Origin of the sequence: Hydrophilobacter chitinilyticus (assembly GCF_049860745.1) — a bacterium.
Lineage (GTDB): Bacteria > Pseudomonadota > Gammaproteobacteria > Burkholderiales > Burkholderiaceae_C > Rhodoferax_B.
On record NZ_CP187561.1, the window covers coordinates 4,714,230 to 4,732,913 of the forward strand.

At 58.2% G+C, this 18,684-nt stretch carries 18 protein-coding genes; 1 reads left to right on the forward strand and 17 read right to left on the reverse strand.

The window, feature by feature from the left end:
- The first annotated feature begins 34 nt into the window (after positions 1-34).
- Positions 35-877, forward strand: coding sequence for an ABC transporter substrate-binding protein (locus ACPWMG_RS20920; protein ID WP_483301441.1), 843 nt, complete (start codon positions 35-37; stop codon positions 875-877).
- Between the two features lie 71 nt (positions 878-948).
- On the opposite strand, the gene phaR is transcribed toward ACPWMG_RS20920, so the two are convergent.
- From phaR to ACPWMG_RS21005, 17 genes are all read right to left on the reverse strand, one after another.
- Positions 949-1,494 (reverse strand): polyhydroxyalkanoate synthesis repressor PhaR, encoded by a 546-nt coding sequence (phaR, locus tag ACPWMG_RS20925; protein WP_483301442.1) that lies wholly within the window; start codon positions 1,492-1,494, stop codon positions 949-951.
- Positions 1,495-1,702: 208 nt separating this feature from the next.
- Entirely contained in the window at positions 1,703-2,059 is a 357-nt protein-coding gene (locus tag ACPWMG_RS20930; RefSeq protein WP_483301443.1) for a DUF3325 domain-containing protein, read from the reverse strand.
- Complete coding sequence (locus ACPWMG_RS20935; RefSeq protein WP_483301444.1) at positions 2,056-3,720, reverse strand: PepSY-associated TM helix domain-containing protein; 1,665 nt, start codon at positions 3,718-3,720, stop codon at positions 2,056-2,058. The genes ACPWMG_RS20930 and ACPWMG_RS20935 overlap by 4 nt, the downstream gene beginning before the upstream one ends.
- The gene (locus tag ACPWMG_RS20940) at positions 3,717-4,094 is read right to left on the reverse strand and encodes a DUF3649 domain-containing protein (protein ID WP_483301445.1); all 378 of its coding nucleotides are present in this window, start codon (positions 4,092-4,094) and stop codon (positions 3,717-3,719) included. Before ACPWMG_RS20940 ends, ACPWMG_RS20935 begins: the two co-directional genes overlap by 4 nt.
- A 37-nt stretch (positions 4,095-4,131) precedes the next feature.
- Positions 4,132-6,291, reverse strand: coding sequence for a TonB-dependent siderophore receptor (locus tag ACPWMG_RS20945; protein ID WP_483301446.1), 2,160 nt, complete (start codon positions 6,289-6,291; stop codon positions 4,132-4,134).
- A gap of 82 nt (positions 6,292-6,373) precedes the next feature.
- On the reverse strand, positions 6,374-7,117 hold the full coding sequence (locus tag ACPWMG_RS20950) for a DUF4198 domain-containing protein (RefSeq protein ID WP_483301447.1): 744 nt from the start codon (positions 7,115-7,117) through the stop codon (positions 6,374-6,376).
- Positions 7,118-7,255: 138 nt separating this feature from the next.
- Complete coding sequence (locus ACPWMG_RS20955) at positions 7,256-8,485, reverse strand: PepSY-associated TM helix domain-containing protein (protein ID WP_483301448.1); 1,230 nt, start codon at positions 8,483-8,485, stop codon at positions 7,256-7,258.
- A gap of 25 nt (positions 8,486-8,510) precedes the next feature.
- Positions 8,511-10,730, reverse strand: a complete 2,220-nt coding sequence (locus ACPWMG_RS20960) for a TonB-dependent receptor (RefSeq protein WP_483301449.1) — start codon at positions 10,728-10,730, stop codon at positions 8,511-8,513.
- 60 nt (positions 10,731-10,790) lie between these two features.
- Positions 10,791-10,967: a hypothetical protein gene (locus tag ACPWMG_RS20965; RefSeq protein ID WP_483301450.1), complete on the reverse strand. Its 177-nt coding sequence runs from the start codon at positions 10,965-10,967 to the stop codon at positions 10,791-10,793.
- 411 nt (positions 10,968-11,378) lie between these two features.
- The gene (rffA, locus tag ACPWMG_RS20970; protein ID WP_483305298.1) at positions 11,379-12,524 is read right to left on the reverse strand and encodes a dTDP-4-amino-4,6-dideoxygalactose transaminase; all 1,146 of its coding nucleotides are present in this window, start codon (positions 12,522-12,524) and stop codon (positions 11,379-11,381) included.
- Positions 12,525-12,635: 111 nt separating this feature from the next.
- Positions 12,636-14,240 carry a hypothetical protein gene (locus ACPWMG_RS20975; protein WP_483301451.1) on the reverse strand — a complete coding sequence of 535 codons (1,605 nt, stop codon included), beginning with the start codon at positions 14,238-14,240 and terminating at the stop codon, positions 12,636-12,638.
- A gap of 9 nt (positions 14,241-14,249) precedes the next feature.
- Positions 14,250-14,684, reverse strand: a complete 435-nt coding sequence (locus tag ACPWMG_RS20980) for a GtrA family protein (RefSeq protein WP_483301452.1) — start codon at positions 14,682-14,684, stop codon at positions 14,250-14,252.
- Positions 14,677-16,242: an AMP-binding protein gene (locus ACPWMG_RS20985; protein ID WP_483301453.1), complete on the reverse strand. Its 1,566-nt coding sequence runs from the start codon at positions 16,240-16,242 to the stop codon at positions 14,677-14,679. The genes ACPWMG_RS20980 and ACPWMG_RS20985 overlap by 8 nt, the downstream gene beginning before the upstream one ends.
- Before the next feature lie 13 nt (positions 16,243-16,255).
- Entirely contained in the window at positions 16,256-17,035 is a 780-nt protein-coding gene (locus ACPWMG_RS20990; RefSeq protein ID WP_483301454.1) for a GNAT family N-acetyltransferase, read from the reverse strand.
- Between the two features lies 1 nt (position 17,036).
- Entirely contained in the window at positions 17,037-17,777 is a 741-nt protein-coding gene (locus tag ACPWMG_RS20995; RefSeq protein WP_483301455.1) for an SDR family NAD(P)-dependent oxidoreductase, read from the reverse strand.
- A complete protein-coding gene (locus tag ACPWMG_RS21000; protein WP_483301456.1) occupies positions 17,767-18,006 on the reverse strand; it encodes an acyl carrier protein in 240 nt (79 codons plus the stop codon). Before ACPWMG_RS21000 ends, ACPWMG_RS20995 begins: the two co-directional genes overlap by 11 nt.
- Positions 18,007-18,008: 2 nt before the next feature.
- Positions 18,009-18,680 carry an acetyltransferase gene (locus ACPWMG_RS21005; protein ID WP_483301457.1) on the reverse strand — a complete coding sequence of 224 codons (672 nt, stop codon included), beginning with the start codon at positions 18,678-18,680 and terminating at the stop codon, positions 18,009-18,011.
- Positions 18,681-18,684: the final 4 nt, after the last annotated feature.

Genomic DNA, 18,684 nt, shown 5'->3' on the forward strand with positions numbered 1-18,684 from the left:
CCCCCAGCGTTTTCTTTTTCCCCAGGAGTTCACCATGTTCCAAGCCTCTCGTCTTCCCCGCATGACGGCGATCGCCGGTCTGCTCGCACTCAGCTTCGCCGCCCAGGCCGACCAATGGCAGGACATGGTCCAGCGCAAGGAACTCAAGTGCGGCACCTTTGCCGACGTGCCCCCGTTCGCCGCACCCGACCCGAAAACGCGCGAGATGGTGGGCTTCGACGTCGACATGTGCAACGCCCTGGCCAAGCACCTGGGCCTGACGGCGGCCATCACACCGCTGTCGGTTGAGGCACGTGTGCCTGAAGTGAAGATGGGCCGTGTCGATTTGACCGTGGCCAACCTGGCCTACACCAAGAGCCGTGGCGAACAAATCCAGTTCAGCGACCCCTACTACATCGCCAAGGAAATGCTGGCCGTGAAAGCCACCGACACCGCCACCACCAAGGCCGAGTACAAGGGCAAGCGCCTGAGCTCCACCAAGGGCTCGACCTCGGAGCTGTCCATCAAGATGAACGGCTCTGAACCCGTGACCTTCCAGGACACCGGCTCGGCCTACATGGCGGTGCAGCAAAACAAGTCGGTCGGTGTGGTGGCCAACACCATGACCATCACCAAGCTGGTGAACCAGTCGAAGACCGCCGGGGTTGAGCTGAAGATGATCAAGGACCCGATGGTGTTCCAGCCGATTGGCGTGGGCATGAAGAAGGATGAGCCCGTGCTGCTGGCCAAGGTCAACGCCGCGCTGATGGCCATGGACAAGGCCGGCGAGATCGACGCCATCTGGGCCAAGTGGATTGGCCCGAACACCGAGTTCAAGCTGGTGCGCGAAGAGAAGGTCACGCCACTGGCCGACCTGAAGTTCGAACTGCTGCCTTAATTCAAAAGCCAGCGCGCAAGTAGAAAAGGCCAGGGGTAACCTGGCCTTTTGTCTTTGGGGAGAGAGCCCGTTTAAGGCTTCTTCAGTCCAAAGGTCCCCAGCACCTGCTCGGTCTGCTTCTGCATCTGTTCCTGGAACTGCGTGAACACGTTTTTCGACTGCTCGACGTAGGTACCCATCAGGTTTTGCATCACCGGCGACTGCATGCTGCTGAACTGCGCCCAGGTCTCGGGCGTCAGCACTTTGGACTGCTCGCTCAGCTTGGCTTGCAGGTCGACAAACGCCTGCACGTTGCGCTCAAGGTAAGGACCCAAAAAGCCCTGTGCCGTATGGCCGTAGAAACGGATGATGTTGGCCAACGCCTGCTCGGTGAACAGCGGTGCGCCACCGGCCTCTTCTTCCAGAATGATTTGCAGCAGGATGGAACGCGTGAGGTCGTCGCCGGTCTTGGCGTCGCGCACCACCATCGGTTGGCCCTCCATCACCAGGTTTTTGACTTCGGTCAAGGTAATGTAGGTGGACGTCTTGGTGTCGTAGAGCCTGCGGTTAGGGTACTTCTTGATGACGCGCTGGTCCGACGCCGTGGCGTCGTCCGGGATGGGTTTACTACTTGGCACTCGATTCCTCGGTTTCTACCCGAACCCCGCCGCGCGGTGTTCGACATATTGCAGTGCAATAGATTGTAGAGACGCATCAACACAATGCGCCGCGAGATTACCCTGAGCGTGCGTATGGAATGCTATCAAAAACCTAGCTACCGTCGCTTGTCAATCAAGCGCCAATAGGCGATTTAGCTTGAACCCAGCCCCGCGCGAGACGCCCACACTAAGCGCCCCAGCGGTGCAACAGAAACACACCCACAGCAACCAATGCTGCCAACGCGCTCACACGCGGCGCCCATCGCGGCGCGTAACACAGCAACGCCATCAACAGCAAAGCGGCCACGGTCAACACGCCGCACCACAACACCCAGCCTTGCGCCGTGCCCTGCGCGGCCAGGCAGGCCAGCAGAGACGCCACCAAGGCCAGGCAGCCCGCCAGTTGCAGCCAGCGCCGCTTGACACCGGGCGAAGTGCCCCGGCCGTGGATGTCTTCAAAGTGCCGGTCCATGGCCAAGCTCAAGGCGCCAAAACCAGCGGTGGCGGCACAGAAGCCCGCCCAAGTCCAGAGAGACGCGTTCATCGGCCAGTCTCCGCGCCCAAAGCTTGTGCCGCATGCCGTGGCGCCGCAGCCAATGGCGCGCGCTTGGTGGCAACTGTTTTGCGCCGCCCCAACCACACCGCGCTGACCAACAGCAAAACACCCAGTGCCAGACACACCAGATCAAAGCCCGCCACAGCCCACAGGCCCAGCGGTATCGACACGCCCAGGTGGCTGCTAGAGGTGAACACATTCATCACCGGCACGAAGGCAAACAGCAAGCCGCCCAGCGCCAGTTGGATCTGCCACATGCGCCGCGTGGGCCAGGCCAAGCCGGCCAGCGCGGCCAGGCCCCACACCCAGAAGAAGCCATCGATCTCGCTCTGCGCACGCTCCGCAAGGCCCAGCGGCAACAGCCGGTTGAACCAAAAGTACGAGGCCATGGCGATGGGCAGGCCGGCAATCGCGCCCACGTTCAGCCCATCAACCAGGCGCGACGCCCAGCCCACACGGCCGCCGTGCGCCACGGCCTTGGCGTACTTCTGCCGCTCTTTCACGGCCCACAACAGCAGCCCCGTGGCCACCATCACACAGCCCGCCAGGCCCGAGACGAAGAACAAGGCACGCAGCAACGGGTTCGAAAAACGCCCCAGGTGCAGGCCATACATCACACCGCGCGTTTGCGCAGCCGCACCGGGGTCGTCACCCACGGTGGACTGCAGCGCGCCGGTCACACCGTTGAACACCATCACCGGCTGGGCCGACGAAATGCCGTGCCCCGCCTGCTGCAGCAAGGTGATGGTGGCGGCGCCATCGTTCGGGTTGTTGATGGTGATGCGGTCCACCGCCGCGCCATGCCAATGCGTGCTCGCCTGCGCCAGCATGGGCGCAATGGGCGCCAGCGCTGCCGCCACGCCGCTTGGCTTGGGGTCGCGCGCGCCACTGGACGCAAACACTTCGGCAAAGAACTTGTCTTGGTCGCCCTTGTAGGCCACCTGGCCGCCCCACGGCATGTACATGAACATCAGCGTAATCAGGCCGGTGTAGGTGATCATCAAGTGGTAGGGCAAGCCCAGCACCGCCACGGCGTTGTGCGCGTCCAGCCAACTGCGCTGACCCTTCTTCGGGCGGAAGGTGAAGAAGTCTTTGAAGATGCGCTTGTGCGTGACGATGCCGCTGATGATGGCCACCAACATCATCATGGCGCAGAAGCCGATGATCCAGCGCGCCCAAATGGCGGGCATGTAGTGCAGGTCGAAGTGCAGGCGGTAAAAGAACTCGCCACCCCGCGTGGCGCGTGCGGCGGCTTGTGGTTGCCCCGTCACTGGGTCGAGGTTGGTGGTGTCGAAACGCCTGGGGCGCTTGTTGCTGCCGTTGTCGGCTGCTTTGTCGGCGGCGATTTCCTCGGCCGAGCGCACCCAGGTCACGCGCACAGAAGGTTCACGCTCGGTCGGCAGCGTGACAAACCAGCGCTGGCTGTGCGGCGCCTTTTGCTGCAGCGTGGCCAATGAGCGTTCGGCCACTTCGGTTTGGGTGGGCAAGGTGGCGGCGGCCAGGTGCAGCTCGGGCCGCATCCAGAACGAGATTTCGTCCTTGAAATAACTGGCCGTGCCGGCGGCAAACACCAGGAACAAAACCCAGCCCACCAGCAAACCGCTGTAGGTGTGCAACCAGGCCATCGATTGGCGGAAACCTTCTTTCATGCGGCCTTACCTCCGTAAAAATGCACCAGCAGCACCAAGCCCAACAGCGCGCAGGGAACCAACAACCCCCGCCAGGCGCGCCACGCCGTGCGCGCCGCAAACGCCCACATCACCGCCACGGTGTAGACCGCAAACGATGCCAGCGTGCCCGTCAACGCCGCCTCGACACGTGAAGTGGGCATCACCAACGCGAGCACCGCCGTCACCAGCGCGGCCAACACATAGCCGCCCCCAATGGCGGCCACCGCACGCGACGCCACACCCCAGCGGTAGCGCGCGCCTTCGCTGCCGTGGGGCAGCCAGCGGTGTCGAGACGATGGAGAAGCCTCAGCCGCTTGTGCGGCGGGGCTGGGGTGTGGTGGCGTATGTGGCATGAAGAGAAACTGCGGTGGTGGGCTTTGAAACACGTGCTCAGTAGCGCATGCGCATGGCCAGGGCCAGCGTGCGCGGTGCGCCGTAGAAGTTCTGGCGGGCGACACCAGACACCTTCTCGTAGTACTTCTTGTCGAACAGGTTGTCGATGGTGAGGTTCAGCGACACGTTGTCGTTGATCTGGTAACCGGCCTGCGCGTTGAAGATGGCGTAGTCGCCCGACACCAACCGCAGCGTGCCGCTTTGCGCGTAGAACTCGCTCTTGTAGGCCACACCGCCGCCCACACTCAAACCCTTGAGCGCGTCGTTGCGGAAGGCGTAGCGGGTGAACAGGTTCACACTGTGGCGCGGCGTGATGGGGCTGAACACCTGGCCTTGCTGGCTCACGGGCGCCTTCACGTATTCGGTGTCGGTGTAGGCGTAGCCGGCCAACACGTCCCAGCCGGGCGCGACCTGGCCGCTGACTTCCAGCTCTAGGCCCTGGCTGCGCACCTCGCCACCGGCGATGGAGGCGGTGGTGTTGTTCGGGTCGGTGATGGCGCGGTTGCGGTCTTCGATGCGGAAGACAGCCATGTGGGTTTGCAAGCGCTTGTTGAGGTACTCGCCCTTCAAACCAAACTCGATTTGCTCGCCGGTGCGCGGCTTGAGCAATTGGCCAGCGGCGTCCAACGCGGTTTGCACCACCATGGTTTCAGAGTAGCTGGCGTAGGCCGTCAACCCCGGTTGAATATCGTACAGCGCGGCCACCGACGGGATGAACTTGCGCCCCGGGTCGGAAGTAGACGTGACCAAACCCGTGCTGGTGCTGCGCGTCTCCACCTTGGCCCAGGCCAGGCGGCCACCGGCCAGCAGTTTGAGCTGATCCGTCAGGCCGTATTGCAGTTGGCCGTACAGGCCGTCTTCGGTCTTGGTGGTGATGGCGGTGTAGCCCGGCAACGTCAACGTGGGGTAGATCAAGTCGTAGTTGGGCTGAAACACGTTGAACGCCAGCGTGGGGCCGTAGACGTAGTTGTTGTCGTAGGTTTCACCTTCGCGGTGGCTGGCGCCGAACAACACGCGGTGTGTGCGCCCGGCAAATGCAAATGGGCTGGTGATGTAAGCGTCGACGCTGCGATCTTTGGCTTCATTCTGGAAGTCCACCGTCTGCATCGCGACGGCCCCGCTGGCCGATACCGCGCTGTTGGCGCGGCCCGAGCGGTAGAACGATTCACGCGTAACGTCGCGCGCGGTCACTTTGATGAGGCCGCCGTTGTCGAGGCGGTGCTCCAGCTCGGCAAAGGCGTCGGTGGTGTCCAGGTTTTGACGGTTGGCGCGTAGGCCCACCATGGTGGACACGGGCACGTCGAGCAACTGGCCGTTGGCGTACGAAGGCAAGCCTTGGTCCACCGCCGCGCGCACGCGTTGGCGGGTGTAGCCCACCGACAGTGTGGTGTCGCGCGTGATGTCCAGCTCCAACGTGCCGTAACCCAGGTCTTTGTTGTTGAACAGCGTGTCGATGTAGCTGTCGCGGTGGTCGGTCACGGCCACGGCGCGGCCACGCAAGCTGCCAGAGGCATTGAGTGCGCCGGTCACATCGATGTCGGCGCGCTTCATGCCGTACGAACCGGCTTGTATGTTGGCGCCAATCTGCAAGTCTTTGAGCGCGCGCTTGCGCACCAGGTTGATGGCGCCGCCCGGTTCGCCACCGCCTTGCAGCAGGCCGGCCGGGCCGCGCAGCACTTCAAAGCGGTCGTAGATGGCGGCATCCAGCGCGGTGGCGTAGTTGGCGCCCTGCGAGATCGGAACACCATCGAGCAAGATGGCGCCGATGTCGAAACCGCGCGATTGGATGGTGTTGTAGTTGCCCGCGCCGTCCAGGCGCGTGACGGTGACGCCGGTGGTGAGCTTCACCGCGTCTTCGAGTTTGGTGAGGTTGCGGTCGTCGAGCTGCTGGCGCGTGATGACGCTGACCGACTGCGGGGTCTCCAGCACCGACTGGCCGGTTTTGCCGATGCTTAGCGTGCGGGCTGTGTATTGGCCGCTGGCCTCGGTGGAGGTGTCGCCTGTGTCCGTTACGCGGACTTCGGGCAATGCACCTGTGGTGTTGGTGGTCGTAATGTTGTTTTGGGCAAGCGCAGCGGTCTGCGCGCAGCAGGCAAGGGCCAGGAAGGCCAAGGCTGTGCGTGACGATGGAGGAGAGACAAGCGAGCGTGATGTCATGTACGTTTTACGCTTGCTGGCTTCTAGCTGGCTGCTACTAAGGGTTAGAAATGGGTGAGACCTGAAAGTCGCTTAACGGGCCTTACTTCGCCTTGTTAGGCTCAGCTGCCGGTGCGGCAGGCAGCGCGGCCAAGCCTTCGTTCAGTTGCAGCGTGAGCGAGGTCACGTAGCTGCCACGGTCAAACTTTTCGCCAGCGCGTTCCACACCAGCGGCGTCGTTGTGCGACAGCTCCAGCACGTAGGTGCCCTTCCACGGCAGGTTCACGCTGAACTTGCCAGCGGCATCGGTGTGGTGCTCTTGCGCCCAGCCCGAGGCGGTGACCACAGCGACCTTGGCCTTGGGCAGCGGTTGGCCCTTGTAGAAGGCTTGCAGTTCAACGTTGCCTTTGTCCACGCTGCCGGTGGGCACGAGGTCGAGCGTGAGCTTGGGGTCTTGCTTGGTCAGCGTGGTGGCCAGGCGGGCTGCAGGCACGTAGATGTTGCGTGCGGTTTTGTCACCAGCCTTGCTTTCCCACGAGGGGTAGGCCACTTCTTCAGCGATCAGCGATTCACCGGGTGCTGCGGTGGCCGACAAGGCAAAACCGTTGGCGGTCTTTTTGATTTCCAATGGCTCGGCGCCCTTGGCAGAGATTTTGTGCGCCACGGGTTTGACGAACTTGTCGAGCAGGCCAGGCGAGGCTTCGCGCAGGTTGTCACCAAACTCGCCGAAGTAGAACTTGGCGCCATTGGCGTCTTGTTCCAGCCAGGTTTGGTGGGCTTGGGCGCCGATGCTGACGCCAGCCAACAGCAGCGATGCCAGCAGGGTGCGGTTGAAATTTTTCTTCATAAGTTCTCCTCTTTCACGGTTGTAAAACTGGATGGCGGCGCTGCTTTCAGAGCCGCACGTCCATGCGGCTCACAAGGCTGCGCCCCGCCCTGGCGTGGTGCCAGGACGTTAGAGAATGCGCTGGGTTAGATGAGAGATCTAGCCTGGCTGCTGCGGCGCGGACAGCGTTCGCGCGGCGGTGTTGGCTGTGGCTTTGTTTGTGGCTTCAGCCATGGCGCCAGAAAGCTCTGGCTCGACCTCAAGATCTTCATTCGGTCGCTTGGCTTGCGCTTGCGGTTGCCGGCGCTTGAGCCACAAATACAGCCCACTGCCCAACACCACGATGGTGGCAATGTCGAGCAGCGCCCAGATGATTTGCATGGGCATGCCGCCGTAGTCGCCGAAGTGCAGAGGCTGCGACACCAACAGCGCGGTGAGGTACCAAGGCAGATGCGGCGCGGCCGTGACTTCACCGGTTTTGGCATCCACCATCACCGGCTGCAGCAGGCGCGCGGTGAGCGGCTCGTCGCCATGCAGGAAGAAGGTGGTGTGGTGCGGGCTGGAGAAAGCCGTGCCGGGGAACGCCGCGAACGACATGGTCATGCCAGGCGCATGCGCCATCGCCGCGTCCAAAGACTTTTGCACCGAGGCGCGCGCGTTCAACGCCACCGTGGGTTGGCCTTTGTAGGGTTCGAGCAGAACGCTCAGTTCCGCGTGCTGCCAGTATTTAACGATCAACGTCGCCCAGGTGTTGATCACGCCCGTGCTGCCCACCACCAAGGCCCACACCAGCGTGACGATGCCCAGCAGGTTGTGCAGGTCGAGCCACTTCACGCGGGTGGAGCGGTTGCGCCGCACTTCACCAAAGTCGAGCTTGCGCATGAAAGGCGCGTACAGCACCACACCCGAGACGATGGCGATCACCATCAACAAGCCCATCAAACCCAGGAACAACATGCCCGGCAAACCGGCGAACAAGTCAACGTGCAGCTTGAACATGATCCACATAAAGCCCTCGTCCACCGGTGGGCGCTCCAGGATTTCGCCGGTGCGCGCGTCCACGGCAATGGACTTGAAGTCTTCGGTCGGGTCTGGCGTGGGTGTGAGCGTGACGAACCAGATGTTCTTGTCGTCTTCGCCTTGCGAGGCGAACTGCACCACACGCTCAGGGAAGCGCGCGTTGGCCGTCTTCAAAATTTCATCCAGGCTGAGGTGCGGCGTGCCCGCCGGCATGGGCTTGGACTCCACCTCGGTGCCCAGCAGGTGGCCAATCTCGTGGTGAAAAATCAGCGGCAGGCCGGTCAGGCACAGCAGCAGCATGAAGACGGTGCACACCAGGCTGCTCCACTTGTGCAGCCACGTCCAGGTCTTGAGAGTGCTTGTGCGCATGGGGCCTGCTCCTAGGTCAACCGGGTCAAAACTCGACAGCGGCGCTCAGGCCGAAGGTGCGTGGTGCACCGGCGTTCAGGTAACCATTGCCTGGGTAACCGCCGACCGAAGCCCAGTAGTTTTTGTCGGCAACGTTGTCGACGCGGGCGCGCAGGGTGACCAGGCGGCCGCTGAGTTCGGTGACGTAACGCACGCCCAGGTCGAGACGCGTCCAGTCAGGAACCTTCAAGGTGTTCGCGGCATCGGCATAGCTGCTGCCGGTGTAGACCACGCGGCCGTCCACGGCCAGGCCACGCACGCCGGGCACATCCCATTCCGCGCCGATATTGGCCTGGAACTCAGGCACCCCGATCACGCGCTTGCCCTCGGTGCTGGCCACGCCGGTGCTCTTTTGCTTGGCGTCCAGCCAGGTGCCGCCACCCAGCAGACGTACGCCGCGTGTGGGCGTGCCAAAGACTGTCAATTCCAGTCCTTGGTGCTTGTCTTCGCCATAGGTACCGTAGACATTGGCGCTGTTGGTGGCGCCGCGCGGCTTCTCTGTGGAGAAGAAGGCCAGGTTGCCGCCCAGGCTCCCTCCGTCGTATTTCACGCCGATTTCTTTTTGTTTGGAGACATAGGGCGCCAACCATGTTCCTCGGTTGGTGACGGGCGCGCCGTTGGGTGCAGTAGAAGGAGCGGTTTCGCCTGGGATCAGGGCTTCGATGTAATTACCGTAGAACGAGGTCTGTTTGTTCAGTTTGAACACCACGCCTGCGGCTGGGCTGGTGTGGCTGTGGTCATACGAGGAGCTGACCGCGCCAGTGTTGTAAGCATAGTTGGTCTGCTCCAGCGTCTGGCGGCGTGCGCCAAGCGTCAGCAGCAGGCTGTCGTCCATGAAGGACAAGGTGTCGCCAATGGCGAAGCTGGTGAGCTTGACCTTGCCTTGCAGCGCAGGGTCGGACAGCTTGTTGCCCAGCAACACGCTTGAGCCGTAGGCGGGCAAGGCGTAGCTGGTGGGCGTGTAGAGGTTAGTAGCCTTCGTGTTGAGGTAGTCCATGGCATACGCGTTGTCTTTCTTCAGGTCATAGAAAGACGCCGACACCAGCCATTCATGGCCGACCGAACCGGTGCGCAGCTTGCCGCGCACACCGGCTTCACCCGTGCCCACACTGTCTTCGCGCGTGTTGTCGAAGCGGTAGATGGTGCCCGCTCCCGTGGAGCCATTGGTCACCGTGAGGTTGGCCAGCGAGTTGGCCTCTTCACTGCGGCGAATGCCGTAAGCGCCCCAGGCGGTCACGTCCGGCGTGATGTCGACTTCTCCACGCAAGGTGCCAAACAGATCACGTTCGTTCGAGTAGCTCCAGGGCTGCGCGAAGTTGCTGCTGGCATCAGGCGCATCGGGCACCTTGGTGACGGCGCTGCTCAGCGTGACGTTGGGGCGGGTCTGCTTCAAGCGGTTGTCCTGCCAGCCGATGTCGCCGGACAAGCGCACATTGCGGCTACGCCAGTCCAGGCCAACGGCCAGCAAGCCGAGCTCGGCCTTTTCATTGTCGATGGCGGTGCCACCGTCACGGTAGGCCGCATTCACACGGATGCCCGTGCTGTTGTCAGGCCCAAAGCGGCGCGACAAGTCCAGCGCCACCGAGCCCTGGCCGCCGCTGTCCACGCCCACGGTCACACGCGAAAGGGGCTCGTTGAGCGCGCGCTTGGGCACCAGGTTAATGGTGCCGCCAATGCCGCCGCCAGAAGGCGTGGCACCGGTCAGGAAGGTGGACGCGCCGCGCAGCACCTCCACACGCTCGAACAGCTCGGTGGCAATGTACTGGCGCGGCAGAAGGCCGTACAAACCGTTGTACGCCGTGTCATCAGAGCTCAGCACAAAGCCGCGAATGAAATACGACTCTTGAAAGTTACCAAAGCCGCGCGCCACACGCACCGTTGGGTCGTTTTGCAGCACATCGCCCACGCTCTTGGCGCGGCGATCCTGGATCAGTTCATTGGTGTAGGCGGTGATGGAGAAAGGCGTCTCCATGTTGTCACGCGTGCCCAGCACGCCTGCCCGCCCACCACGCGCGACTTGGCCGCCCGCATAAGGCGCAGACAAACCTTCGGCCGATGCGTCCGCGCTGGCGTTCACGTTCACCGTGCTCAGTGTTTTGGCCTCAGCAGATGGCGCGGTCGCCATTTGCGCCATGGCCCCCATGCTGGCAACAGTGATGAAGGCCGCGAGCGCGACGGGATGAAGAGCCGGACGGGAAACACGCATGGAGATCAAAAGAAGTCAAAAGTTAAAAAACGAACAAGATCGAGGCGAGGCAGGCAACCCTCAACGCCAGGCAAACCACGCGATCACCGCGACCGGCACTCCCAGGCCAATCCACGACCAGACGTCGCCCCAGGCGTCAGACACCAAAGCAGTCACCAAGCCGGTGGCGCTCAACAGGCCTAACACAATGGGCCAGCCCCAAAGCTTCCAGAACGGGGATTTCAGTGCACGGTTCATATCGAATGTGGTTCGGTTTACAGAAATAGCAGACAACAACCCGCACTTGCCGCTACAAATTAAGCAGCGGCTTTCACAAGCTCCAAGAGCTTGAAAGACTTATTGGTTATATTTTTTAGTCTTACTCGGGTAAGCAACTCCGAGCTTGCCGTCCAGCACTTGGGCTGAGCCTCAAATGCCAATGCAATTAATTCGCAATTGTATTTGAATTAGCAACAGTCATCACGCAACTGCGTTGGTGGCGTGATGGAGTCGTCGTAGAACGCTGAGCTTGACGCAAGGAAACGCCAAAGGAACCGGTGCGATCGAACGATAGCCCGGTACTAGATCAATCAAGACCTGTTCGAGTCGTGTGTACAGGGCACGGCGGGCGGTACCGCCCGTCGCGCTCATCACAGAAGCGTATACGGCCTAGCGTATGACCGCTTGAAGAACACCCAACACACGGGCTTGCTGTTCTTCGGTCATGCCCACCCATAGAGGCAAACGAACCAGGCGCTCGGACTGCTGCACCGTGACCTCCATCGAGCCATGCGCACGCCCATAGCGCTGCCCGGCTGGAGACGAATGCAATGGGACGTAGTGGAACACTGAGGCAATTTCACTGCTGCGGAAGGCATCCAAAACGCTCTGGCGCTCGATACTCGGGTCCATCAGCACGTAGTACATGTGCGCGTTGTGTTGGCACTCTTGCGGCACGATAGGCCGACGCAGCACACCCGCCGCCTCCAGCGGCGCCAGCATTTCGTGGTATCGGTTCCAACTCTCCAGGCGTTGCTGCGTGATGCGATCGGCCTCTTCAAGCTGTGCCCACAAAAAGGCAGCAATCAGTTCACCGGGCAAAAACGACGATCCAACCTCTTGCCAAGTGTATTTATCCACTTCACCGCGGAAGAAGCGACTGCGGTCTGTACCTTTTTCGCGAATGATTTCTGCACGCAGCGCCAACGCCGGATCATTGACCAACAGAGCGCCGCCCTCCCCCGAAATCACGTTCTTGGTTTCGTGAAAACTAAAGGCACCGATATCGCCAATCGCGCCCAGCGCTTTGCCTTTGTAGCTGGCCATCACCCCTTGTGCGGCGTCTTCCACCACCTTCAATTGATGTCGCCGGGCGATATCCATGATGGTGTCCATCTCACACGAGACACCCGCATAGTGCACGGGCGCAATGGCGCGCGTGCGAGGGGTGATAGCCGCCTCGATCAGACGCTCATCCAGATTCAGCGTGTCTTCTCGAATATCAACAAATACCGGCACACCGCCACGCAAGACAAATGCATTGGCAGTAGAGACAAAAGTGTACGACGGCATGATGATTTCGTCGCCCGGCTGAATCTCCAACAGCAAAGCAGCCATTTCGAGGCCCGCTGTGCATGAGTGCGTCAGCAGCGCCTTGTGACAGTGGGTACGGGATTCGATCCAACCGTGGCAACGCTTGGTAAACGGGCCATCTCCTGCCAAGCGCCCATTGAAATGGGCCTCAGCAATGTAGTAGAGCTCTTTACCGGTCATGTGCGGCCAGTTGAATGGGATATGTTTGTCCATTTTTTTCATTTCTTCCACGCGGAAACTATTCAAAGAAATTCACCCTGGCGTACTGAGCATATGGCAACGAGATTGAACACGAACCGACAAACGTAGGCCACCAAAACCCCTACAGCTCTTTTAATTCGTTGTTTCACATTGAATAAAACGCAGCTCTGTCGCCCCATATTTTTGGCTAGACAGTTCGTTTAACTTTCCGTGCAATCTTTCTTGACAATAGATCTCAAGCATTTTCAAATAGATTGGGTGAGCCATCACAGGCATTCCACCCTTTGCAACCAAGATATCTGTCAAACCTCGTCCGGCTTTTTGTTCCTCATACGCTACTGTATACGGCGCCAACGTTGAAGTTCCAAGGCCGTAATGCCTATAAGACATCGCAGCAGTTGATGCGCCTAAAACAGGATAAACAGCATCATATGGAAAGGTTCCACCCCAAATTACGACAGGTGTATTCGGGAAAGTGGGCACATCTGCCAAAATCTTCTGCGCTTCAAGGCTAAACCGCTTGGATTCGGCGAAAACATTCCATGCGTTCGTCAGCATTGCCACAAACAATATGCACACACCAAGATGCATCCGCCACCCGGAGGCTCTGCCCGTTAAAAATGGCGCAATTAACAGCAGAGAAACCAGAGTTACATACACATGTAAAACACCAGGCCGCCCCAGCAGACCGATCGAAAATACGGCCAGAATGCATAGCCCCCAGCTGACTGCCACTTTCCAGCTTGGCATGAGAAATAGCAAAATTATTGCGACACAAAAACTGATCCAGAGTCTCGGATGCCATAACGTTTGAACACCCGTGAACGCATTATCTAATGAGTTTTTTTGAGTTGATAAAGGTCCCAACTCAGTCAGCATCGACGTCAGAGTTTTAGGGTTTGCAATATTGGGATCAACAAAAAACCAATGCCCAATCAAATCAACGTCGTTGGCACTGAAATCATGCCTTTTCATAATATCCGGGTGCTCTTTTAGGACCTTCCCCGCTCCATAATCCGTAAATGCAGCACGAGCAGGATTCAACTCATTAAATGCTTGCCACTCTTCGCTTTGATAGGCCTGCTTGTCTATGACAAAAGATAAAGCGATTGATAAGGACAGTGCAAAAAATGCATATTTTGTCAACCGTGATGCAAGCAAACTACGCCATGGAATCAGGGGCAGTGCCACGATCAACATCAACAAAAATTGTGGGGCACGAACCAGAAAACTCAAAAATGCCAGAGTACAACCAGCAATCAGCACTCCTGTGCTATTTTTCTGAGCATACATTCGCCAGCATAGGAGTGCTCCGATAAAAAGCAGACCGGCGTTAATCGTAAATTGCGGAAAGATGACGGGACCAGTCAGAACCAATCCAAAAATCGATAGGCAAGCAATATAGCCCACACCGCTCCGAAGGAGGCTCCAAACCAAAACACTCCCGATTGTGACCAACACACAAAGGGTCGCAATAGAGTAGCCTAAGACGCCATTAATCGTTGGAATGATTCGAACAAAATAGCCCCAAACCACATTAGAAAACAGAATTTTTGGCGAACCAAAAACCGAAACACCATAGCCATGCGCCAACATTGACATGCCTACGTCGTCATTCGTCTCCCATTTTGGAGGAAAGAAAAAACAAAGTAAAAAAACAAATAAACAGCTAATTGCAAAAGACGACAGCAGCTGATATTTTGCTGGAATTGATTTATCTTTAAAAAACAAGATCATTGATTTTATTTAATTATGACGATCTACATGGGGAACAGTGGTGGAATGCGATGGCTTAAAGACAAAATATCTCATTAATAAAAACAAAACCCCAGCGCATACAAATATTGCGGCGGCCTGTACCAACTGATGCGGAAAGTTAAATTTCTCCCACAAAAAGTACAACATGAAGTAGTTGACACCATAACTGATCAAGTGTGCTATGACATAACGCCACAAGGCGCGTTTTTTTGTTCCTGAGTATGAGAAAGAATATTTTGAATGACCAAAATAGGCTGTCGTCGCCCCAATTGGATAAAGAAGGGTAATCGCAATTTTGGGATCTAGCCAAAAGTAGGTAATAGCCAAATAGATAAAATAACCAAGCAAGTTATTAAGAACCCCTACCACACCATAGCGAACAATTTGCCCTAGAGTGGGAAACTTCGACATCAAATTATTCATTTCTACTTGTTAATGAGGTCTGCAGTTTTTGTCGATCAATCTTGCCATTTGCATTTTTCGGGAGTTCCGTCTCAATCACAATTCGGCCTGGAATCATGTAGCTGGGCAAAAGTCCAGCCAACTGTTCCAATAAAAGTTTTTCTTCAAGTTTTTCTGCGCTAGCAATGAAACCAACGATTTTTCCGTAGGCTGCATTTGTTCTTAAATAAAGGACAGCCGCCTGGTTCACCTTGGGAAGCTTTACCAAAGCGTGCTCAATTTCCTCGAGTTCAATGCGGTAGCCCATGTGCTTGATCTGGTTGTCTTTACGGCCAATGAAATAGAGCCGACCTTCCACCTCTTTCACCAAATCTCCGGTACGGTACATCCGCTTCATGAAGCGGTTAGCGTCAGTGATGGTGTGAAAGGCGGTAGCCGTTCGGTCGAGATCATTGAAGTAGCCCGCCGCCACGTTGGGGCCAATCAAACACAGTTCGCCTTCCACAGCATCGTGGCCCTCCTCGTCCAAAATGCGATGATCGAAGTTGGGGTTGAGATGGCCAAGTGTGGGCAGACCATTCAGGTCCTGGAAATCTTCTGCGCTTAACTTATGGGCGCTGCAGATGCAGGTGCATTCCGTCGGGCCATAGACGTTTGTGAGTACAGCCTGTCCGGAAAATGTGTCGTAGAGTTTTTTGAGCTCAGGTTTAGGGTAGCCCTCGCCGCCGAAAACAATGTTGCGCAAATCAGGTAAGCCCTTGGCCGTCAGCGCCTTCATGGCGTTCAAGTAGATCAACAGCGACGGCACTGAAAACCACATGTTGCACTGCATTCTTGCAACGTAGGCCACCAGTTCATAAGGTTTGGTCGTCAAGTCACGGTGAATGGGAGTGAGGGCCGCACCCGAAAAAAGGCCCACGTAAAAATCGAACACCGAGTTGTCAAAATACATCGGGCTCAAGTTCGCGAAGTTGTCCTGCTCGGTGATGCCAAAGCATTCGCGCCCCCAGGCGATGAAGTGAAGCACGTTCTGGTGTGTGACGGCCACCCCTTTGGGCACACCGGTGGAGCCGGACGTGAACATGATGTAGGCAATGGTCGCGCCGTCCACCTGCCGCGAACACTCGCGCTGGCGTTCCCGGTCGACTTCGCGGGTCGTTGGGAGCGACGAGACATCAAGTAACACCAACTCGCAACCTTGGCCCGTCGCCAGTTCAGACATGCCAGCCTGGTAGGCCAAATCATCGTAGAACAAAAGAGAAGGCGCGCTGGCCTGCAGCACACGACTGTTACGTGCAATTGGCGAGGCCACATCAATGTTGACGTAAGCCACGCCAAGCCGGATCGCGGCCAACATCAGGGCATACGAAAGAGCCTGTTTGTCGTGACCAATGGCGATAACGTCGCCACGCTTCAAGCCCTTGGAGAGCAGCAGCGCAGCCAGCGAATCAACCCATCCACCCAACGCGCGGTATGTGGTGTCTTCGTTGGCGTAGCGCAATGCCGGCCGAGCAGCATGTTGGGTCAACACGTCGTCAAGTAGGTGGGCTAGGTTGTGGTGATGCAAGATTGCAGACATGGCAGCTAAACGTCTATCGGTTGATGGTAAAGAAGGGGTACGGATCACCAAGCGCAACGAAGCCGCTTGACTGGCATAAGGCCATGGAAGCGGTGTTGTTGGTGAAGCAGTCCCATAGCGGCAGCACATTCTGTGCACCACAGCGTTGGTTGAACAGCCTTACCACAGCCTTGGCCAAGCCCAGATGCCGGAAGGCTGGCAGTGTTAACACATCAATCTCAGCTTTCCCGCCCGCCACGGCGGCGGCGTAGCACAGGGCGGCGGGCTGCCCCTCGACCAGTGCCAGCACAGCATTCGACTGCTGAGCAAAATCGCCTGCCGTTCGCCAGAACCGCCCAACCACACCGAAAGCTTCTTCGATCAAATCGACGTGGCTCGCATCAGTACAGATGAGGGTTACGCTCGCCGCTACTGCAGCATGGCCGGAGGTGTCTGAACGAGCCCAGTCAAACTGAAAATGCTGCCGCCAGGAACGCAAAGCATCACACTCGCCGACTTGCAGAAAATCCGCATAGTAAGGGGTATAGAGCCGCACCTTTGCGCAAGAGAAGGCTTTGTCGACCAGCAGATAGCGCTGCAAGGCTTGCTCAAACGCTGGTACTGGTTTGCCGAATACTTGGGCGAATCCGAAGGCATGTTCTACATAGACCTGGGTTGGGCCGTCCATTTGATCTGCATAGACAACGCCGTCCTGAGCGTCGTTCAGCACTGCGGCAATCAGCGGGAAGTACGCCCCGTGGCCAAGGTAGATCGCGTGGGCTGCAGCATACTGCTCGGTAGAGAGCCGCAACATATCAAATCCTCAGGCCGCCATTGACTTCCAAAACCGTGCCGTTGATGAAGTCGTTCCCCACCAGGGTGACCACTGCCTGCGCGACCTCGTCGGCTTGGCCGAGCCGACGCAGCGGAGTATTGCTCTGGATATGTTTCAGCGTGGCCTCGTTCAGCGCGTGGCGTGTAGAGTCGGTGCCAATGAAACCCGGCGCCACAGCGTTTGAGCGTATGCCCCAGCGGCCCAATTCCGTGGCCCAGGTCACAGTCATGGCATTCACGCCAGCCTTGGCGGCGGAGTACGCAGTCTGTCCTTCATTGCCGCAGGCACTGATAGAGCTGATGTTGATGATCGCGCCCTTGATTCGACGCTTGACCATATGCTCGACGACAGCGGCTGTCACGATGAAAACGGAATCGAGATTGACCGTAAGGGAAGCACGGAATCGACCATAGTCATGCATCATGCCATTTGGGTTCATGATGTTGACGAAGGGCTCACTAAAGATGACACCGGCGTTGTTGACCAGGATGTCGATCTTTCCAAGACGCGCCACCACGCTATCGACCGCAGCCTTGACCATTTCGGGATCGGTGACATCCATCGTCACGGAATCAAACCCCGACGGTAGGCCAGCAAGAGCCTCCACATTGCGGTCAGCCACCACTACAGTGGCACCTTCATTCGCCAATCGCTGGGCAATCGCAAAACCCAAGCCTTGCGCACCACCGGTCACCAGCGCGATGGCGCCCTTAACTTCCAAGATCAACTCCCTTGTCTTGAAGCACGGCCACAATTTCAGCGACCGAGGTCATTCGCAAGATGTCGGGAATGTCCAATGCAATGCTGTATTCACGCTCCAAGGACAATACCAAGTCCATCTGCTTGAGGGAATCCCAAGTGCCAACATCTGATTGCTGCAGTTCAGGGTGGACCTCTGCAACGCGAAGACCGAAGATCTCTGCTAGCACCTCTGCTAGTTTAGTGTTCATGTTCAGATTCCAAAATGTTTAACGTAGTCTTCCGACGAGTAGCGGAAGGGCTCGGCCGAGCGAGCCAGGTGAACTGAGTAGGGTTTGGTGTCGCGCGAGATCATGGCGCTCGCGCCCACAACGTTGAACTCACCCACCGTGATGGCATTGACCACCGTACTGTTCACGCCCAAAAAAGTGTTGTGCAGGACCTTAGCCTGCCCAGAGACCACGCTACCCGCAGCGATCCAGCAGTGGTCACCCACGCTGCTATGGTGCGCGAGCGTGACGTTGCTCCACACCATGCTATTGACACCAACGCGTGCCTGCGGCTCGATCACCGCGCCAGGCAGTACAACACAGCCCTCGCCCAATGGAAAGTCGGTGTAGACCCGAGCATCCGGGTGGATATAGGTCTCGACACCGTAACCCATCGCCTTGAGACGAGCATACATCTGCTCGCGTGTGCGGTTCAGATCGTTGTAGCCCATGGCCATGATCACGTAGTGCGCGTCTGGAGCGAAAACGCCTGTCACTTCTGACAAACCCACCGTCTGATAGCCAACCACGCTACCCTGCGCAACGTACTCGTCATCAACCGTCACACCGACAACTTCGTACCGTGCATCTTGGCGCAAGTAGGCACAAAGGATTTCAGCAGTGATCGCGTTGCCTGCCAACAGAATCTTCTTCATAACA

What these genes read in the sequence shown, in the direction of transcription:
- ACPWMG_RS20975 (WP_483301451.1), bottom strand. Translation starts at nt 14,240, where the DNA reads ATGATCTTGTTTTTTAAAGATAAATCAATTCCAGCAAAATATCAGCTG.
- ACPWMG_RS20945 (WP_483301446.1), bottom strand. Translation starts at nt 6,291, where the DNA reads ATGACATCACGCTCGCTTGTCTCTCCTCCATCGTCACGCACAGCCTTG.
- ACPWMG_RS20935 (WP_483301444.1), bottom strand. Translation starts at nt 3,720, where the DNA reads ATGAAAGAAGGTTTCCGCCAATCGATGGCCTGGTTGCACACCTACAGC.
- rffA (WP_483305298.1), bottom strand. Translation starts at nt 12,524, where the DNA reads ATGAAAAAAATGGACAAACATATCCCATTCAACTGGCCGCACATGACC.
- ACPWMG_RS20920 (WP_483301441.1), top strand. Translation starts at nt 35, where the DNA reads ATGTTCCAAGCCTCTCGTCTTCCCCGCATGACGGCGATCGCCGGTCTG.
- ACPWMG_RS20950 (WP_483301447.1), bottom strand. Translation starts at nt 7,117, where the DNA reads ATGAAGAAAAATTTCAACCGCACCCTGCTGGCATCGCTGCTGTTGGCT.
- ACPWMG_RS20965 (WP_483301450.1), bottom strand. Translation starts at nt 10,967, where the DNA reads ATGAACCGTGCACTGAAATCCCCGTTCTGGAAGCTTTGGGGCTGGCCC.
- ACPWMG_RS20960 (WP_483301449.1), bottom strand. Translation starts at nt 10,730, where the DNA reads ATGCGTGTTTCCCGTCCGGCTCTTCATCCCGTCGCGCTCGCGGCCTTC.
- ACPWMG_RS20955 (WP_483301448.1), bottom strand. Translation starts at nt 8,485, where the DNA reads ATGCGCACAAGCACTCTCAAGACCTGGACGTGGCTGCACAAGTGGAGC.
- ACPWMG_RS20990 (WP_483301454.1), bottom strand. Translation starts at nt 17,035, where the DNA reads ATGTTGCGGCTCTCTACCGAGCAGTATGCTGCAGCCCACGCGATCTAC.
- ACPWMG_RS20940 (WP_483301445.1), bottom strand. Translation starts at nt 4,094, where the DNA reads ATGCCACATACGCCACCACACCCCAGCCCCGCCGCACAAGCGGCTGAG.
- ACPWMG_RS20980 (WP_483301452.1), bottom strand. Translation starts at nt 14,684, where the DNA reads ATGAATAATTTGATGTCGAAGTTTCCCACTCTAGGGCAAATTGTTCGC.
- ACPWMG_RS21005 (WP_483301457.1), bottom strand. Translation starts at nt 18,680, where the DNA reads ATGAAGAAGATTCTGTTGGCAGGCAACGCGATCACTGCTGAAATCCTT.
- ACPWMG_RS20985 (WP_483301453.1), bottom strand. Translation starts at nt 16,242, where the DNA reads ATGTCTGCAATCTTGCATCACCACAACCTAGCCCACCTACTTGACGAC.
- ACPWMG_RS20930 (WP_483301443.1), bottom strand. Translation starts at nt 2,059, where the DNA reads ATGAACGCGTCTCTCTGGACTTGGGCGGGCTTCTGTGCCGCCACCGCT.
- ACPWMG_RS21000 (WP_483301456.1), bottom strand. Translation starts at nt 18,006, where the DNA reads ATGAACACTAAACTAGCAGAGGTGCTAGCAGAGATCTTCGGTCTTCGC.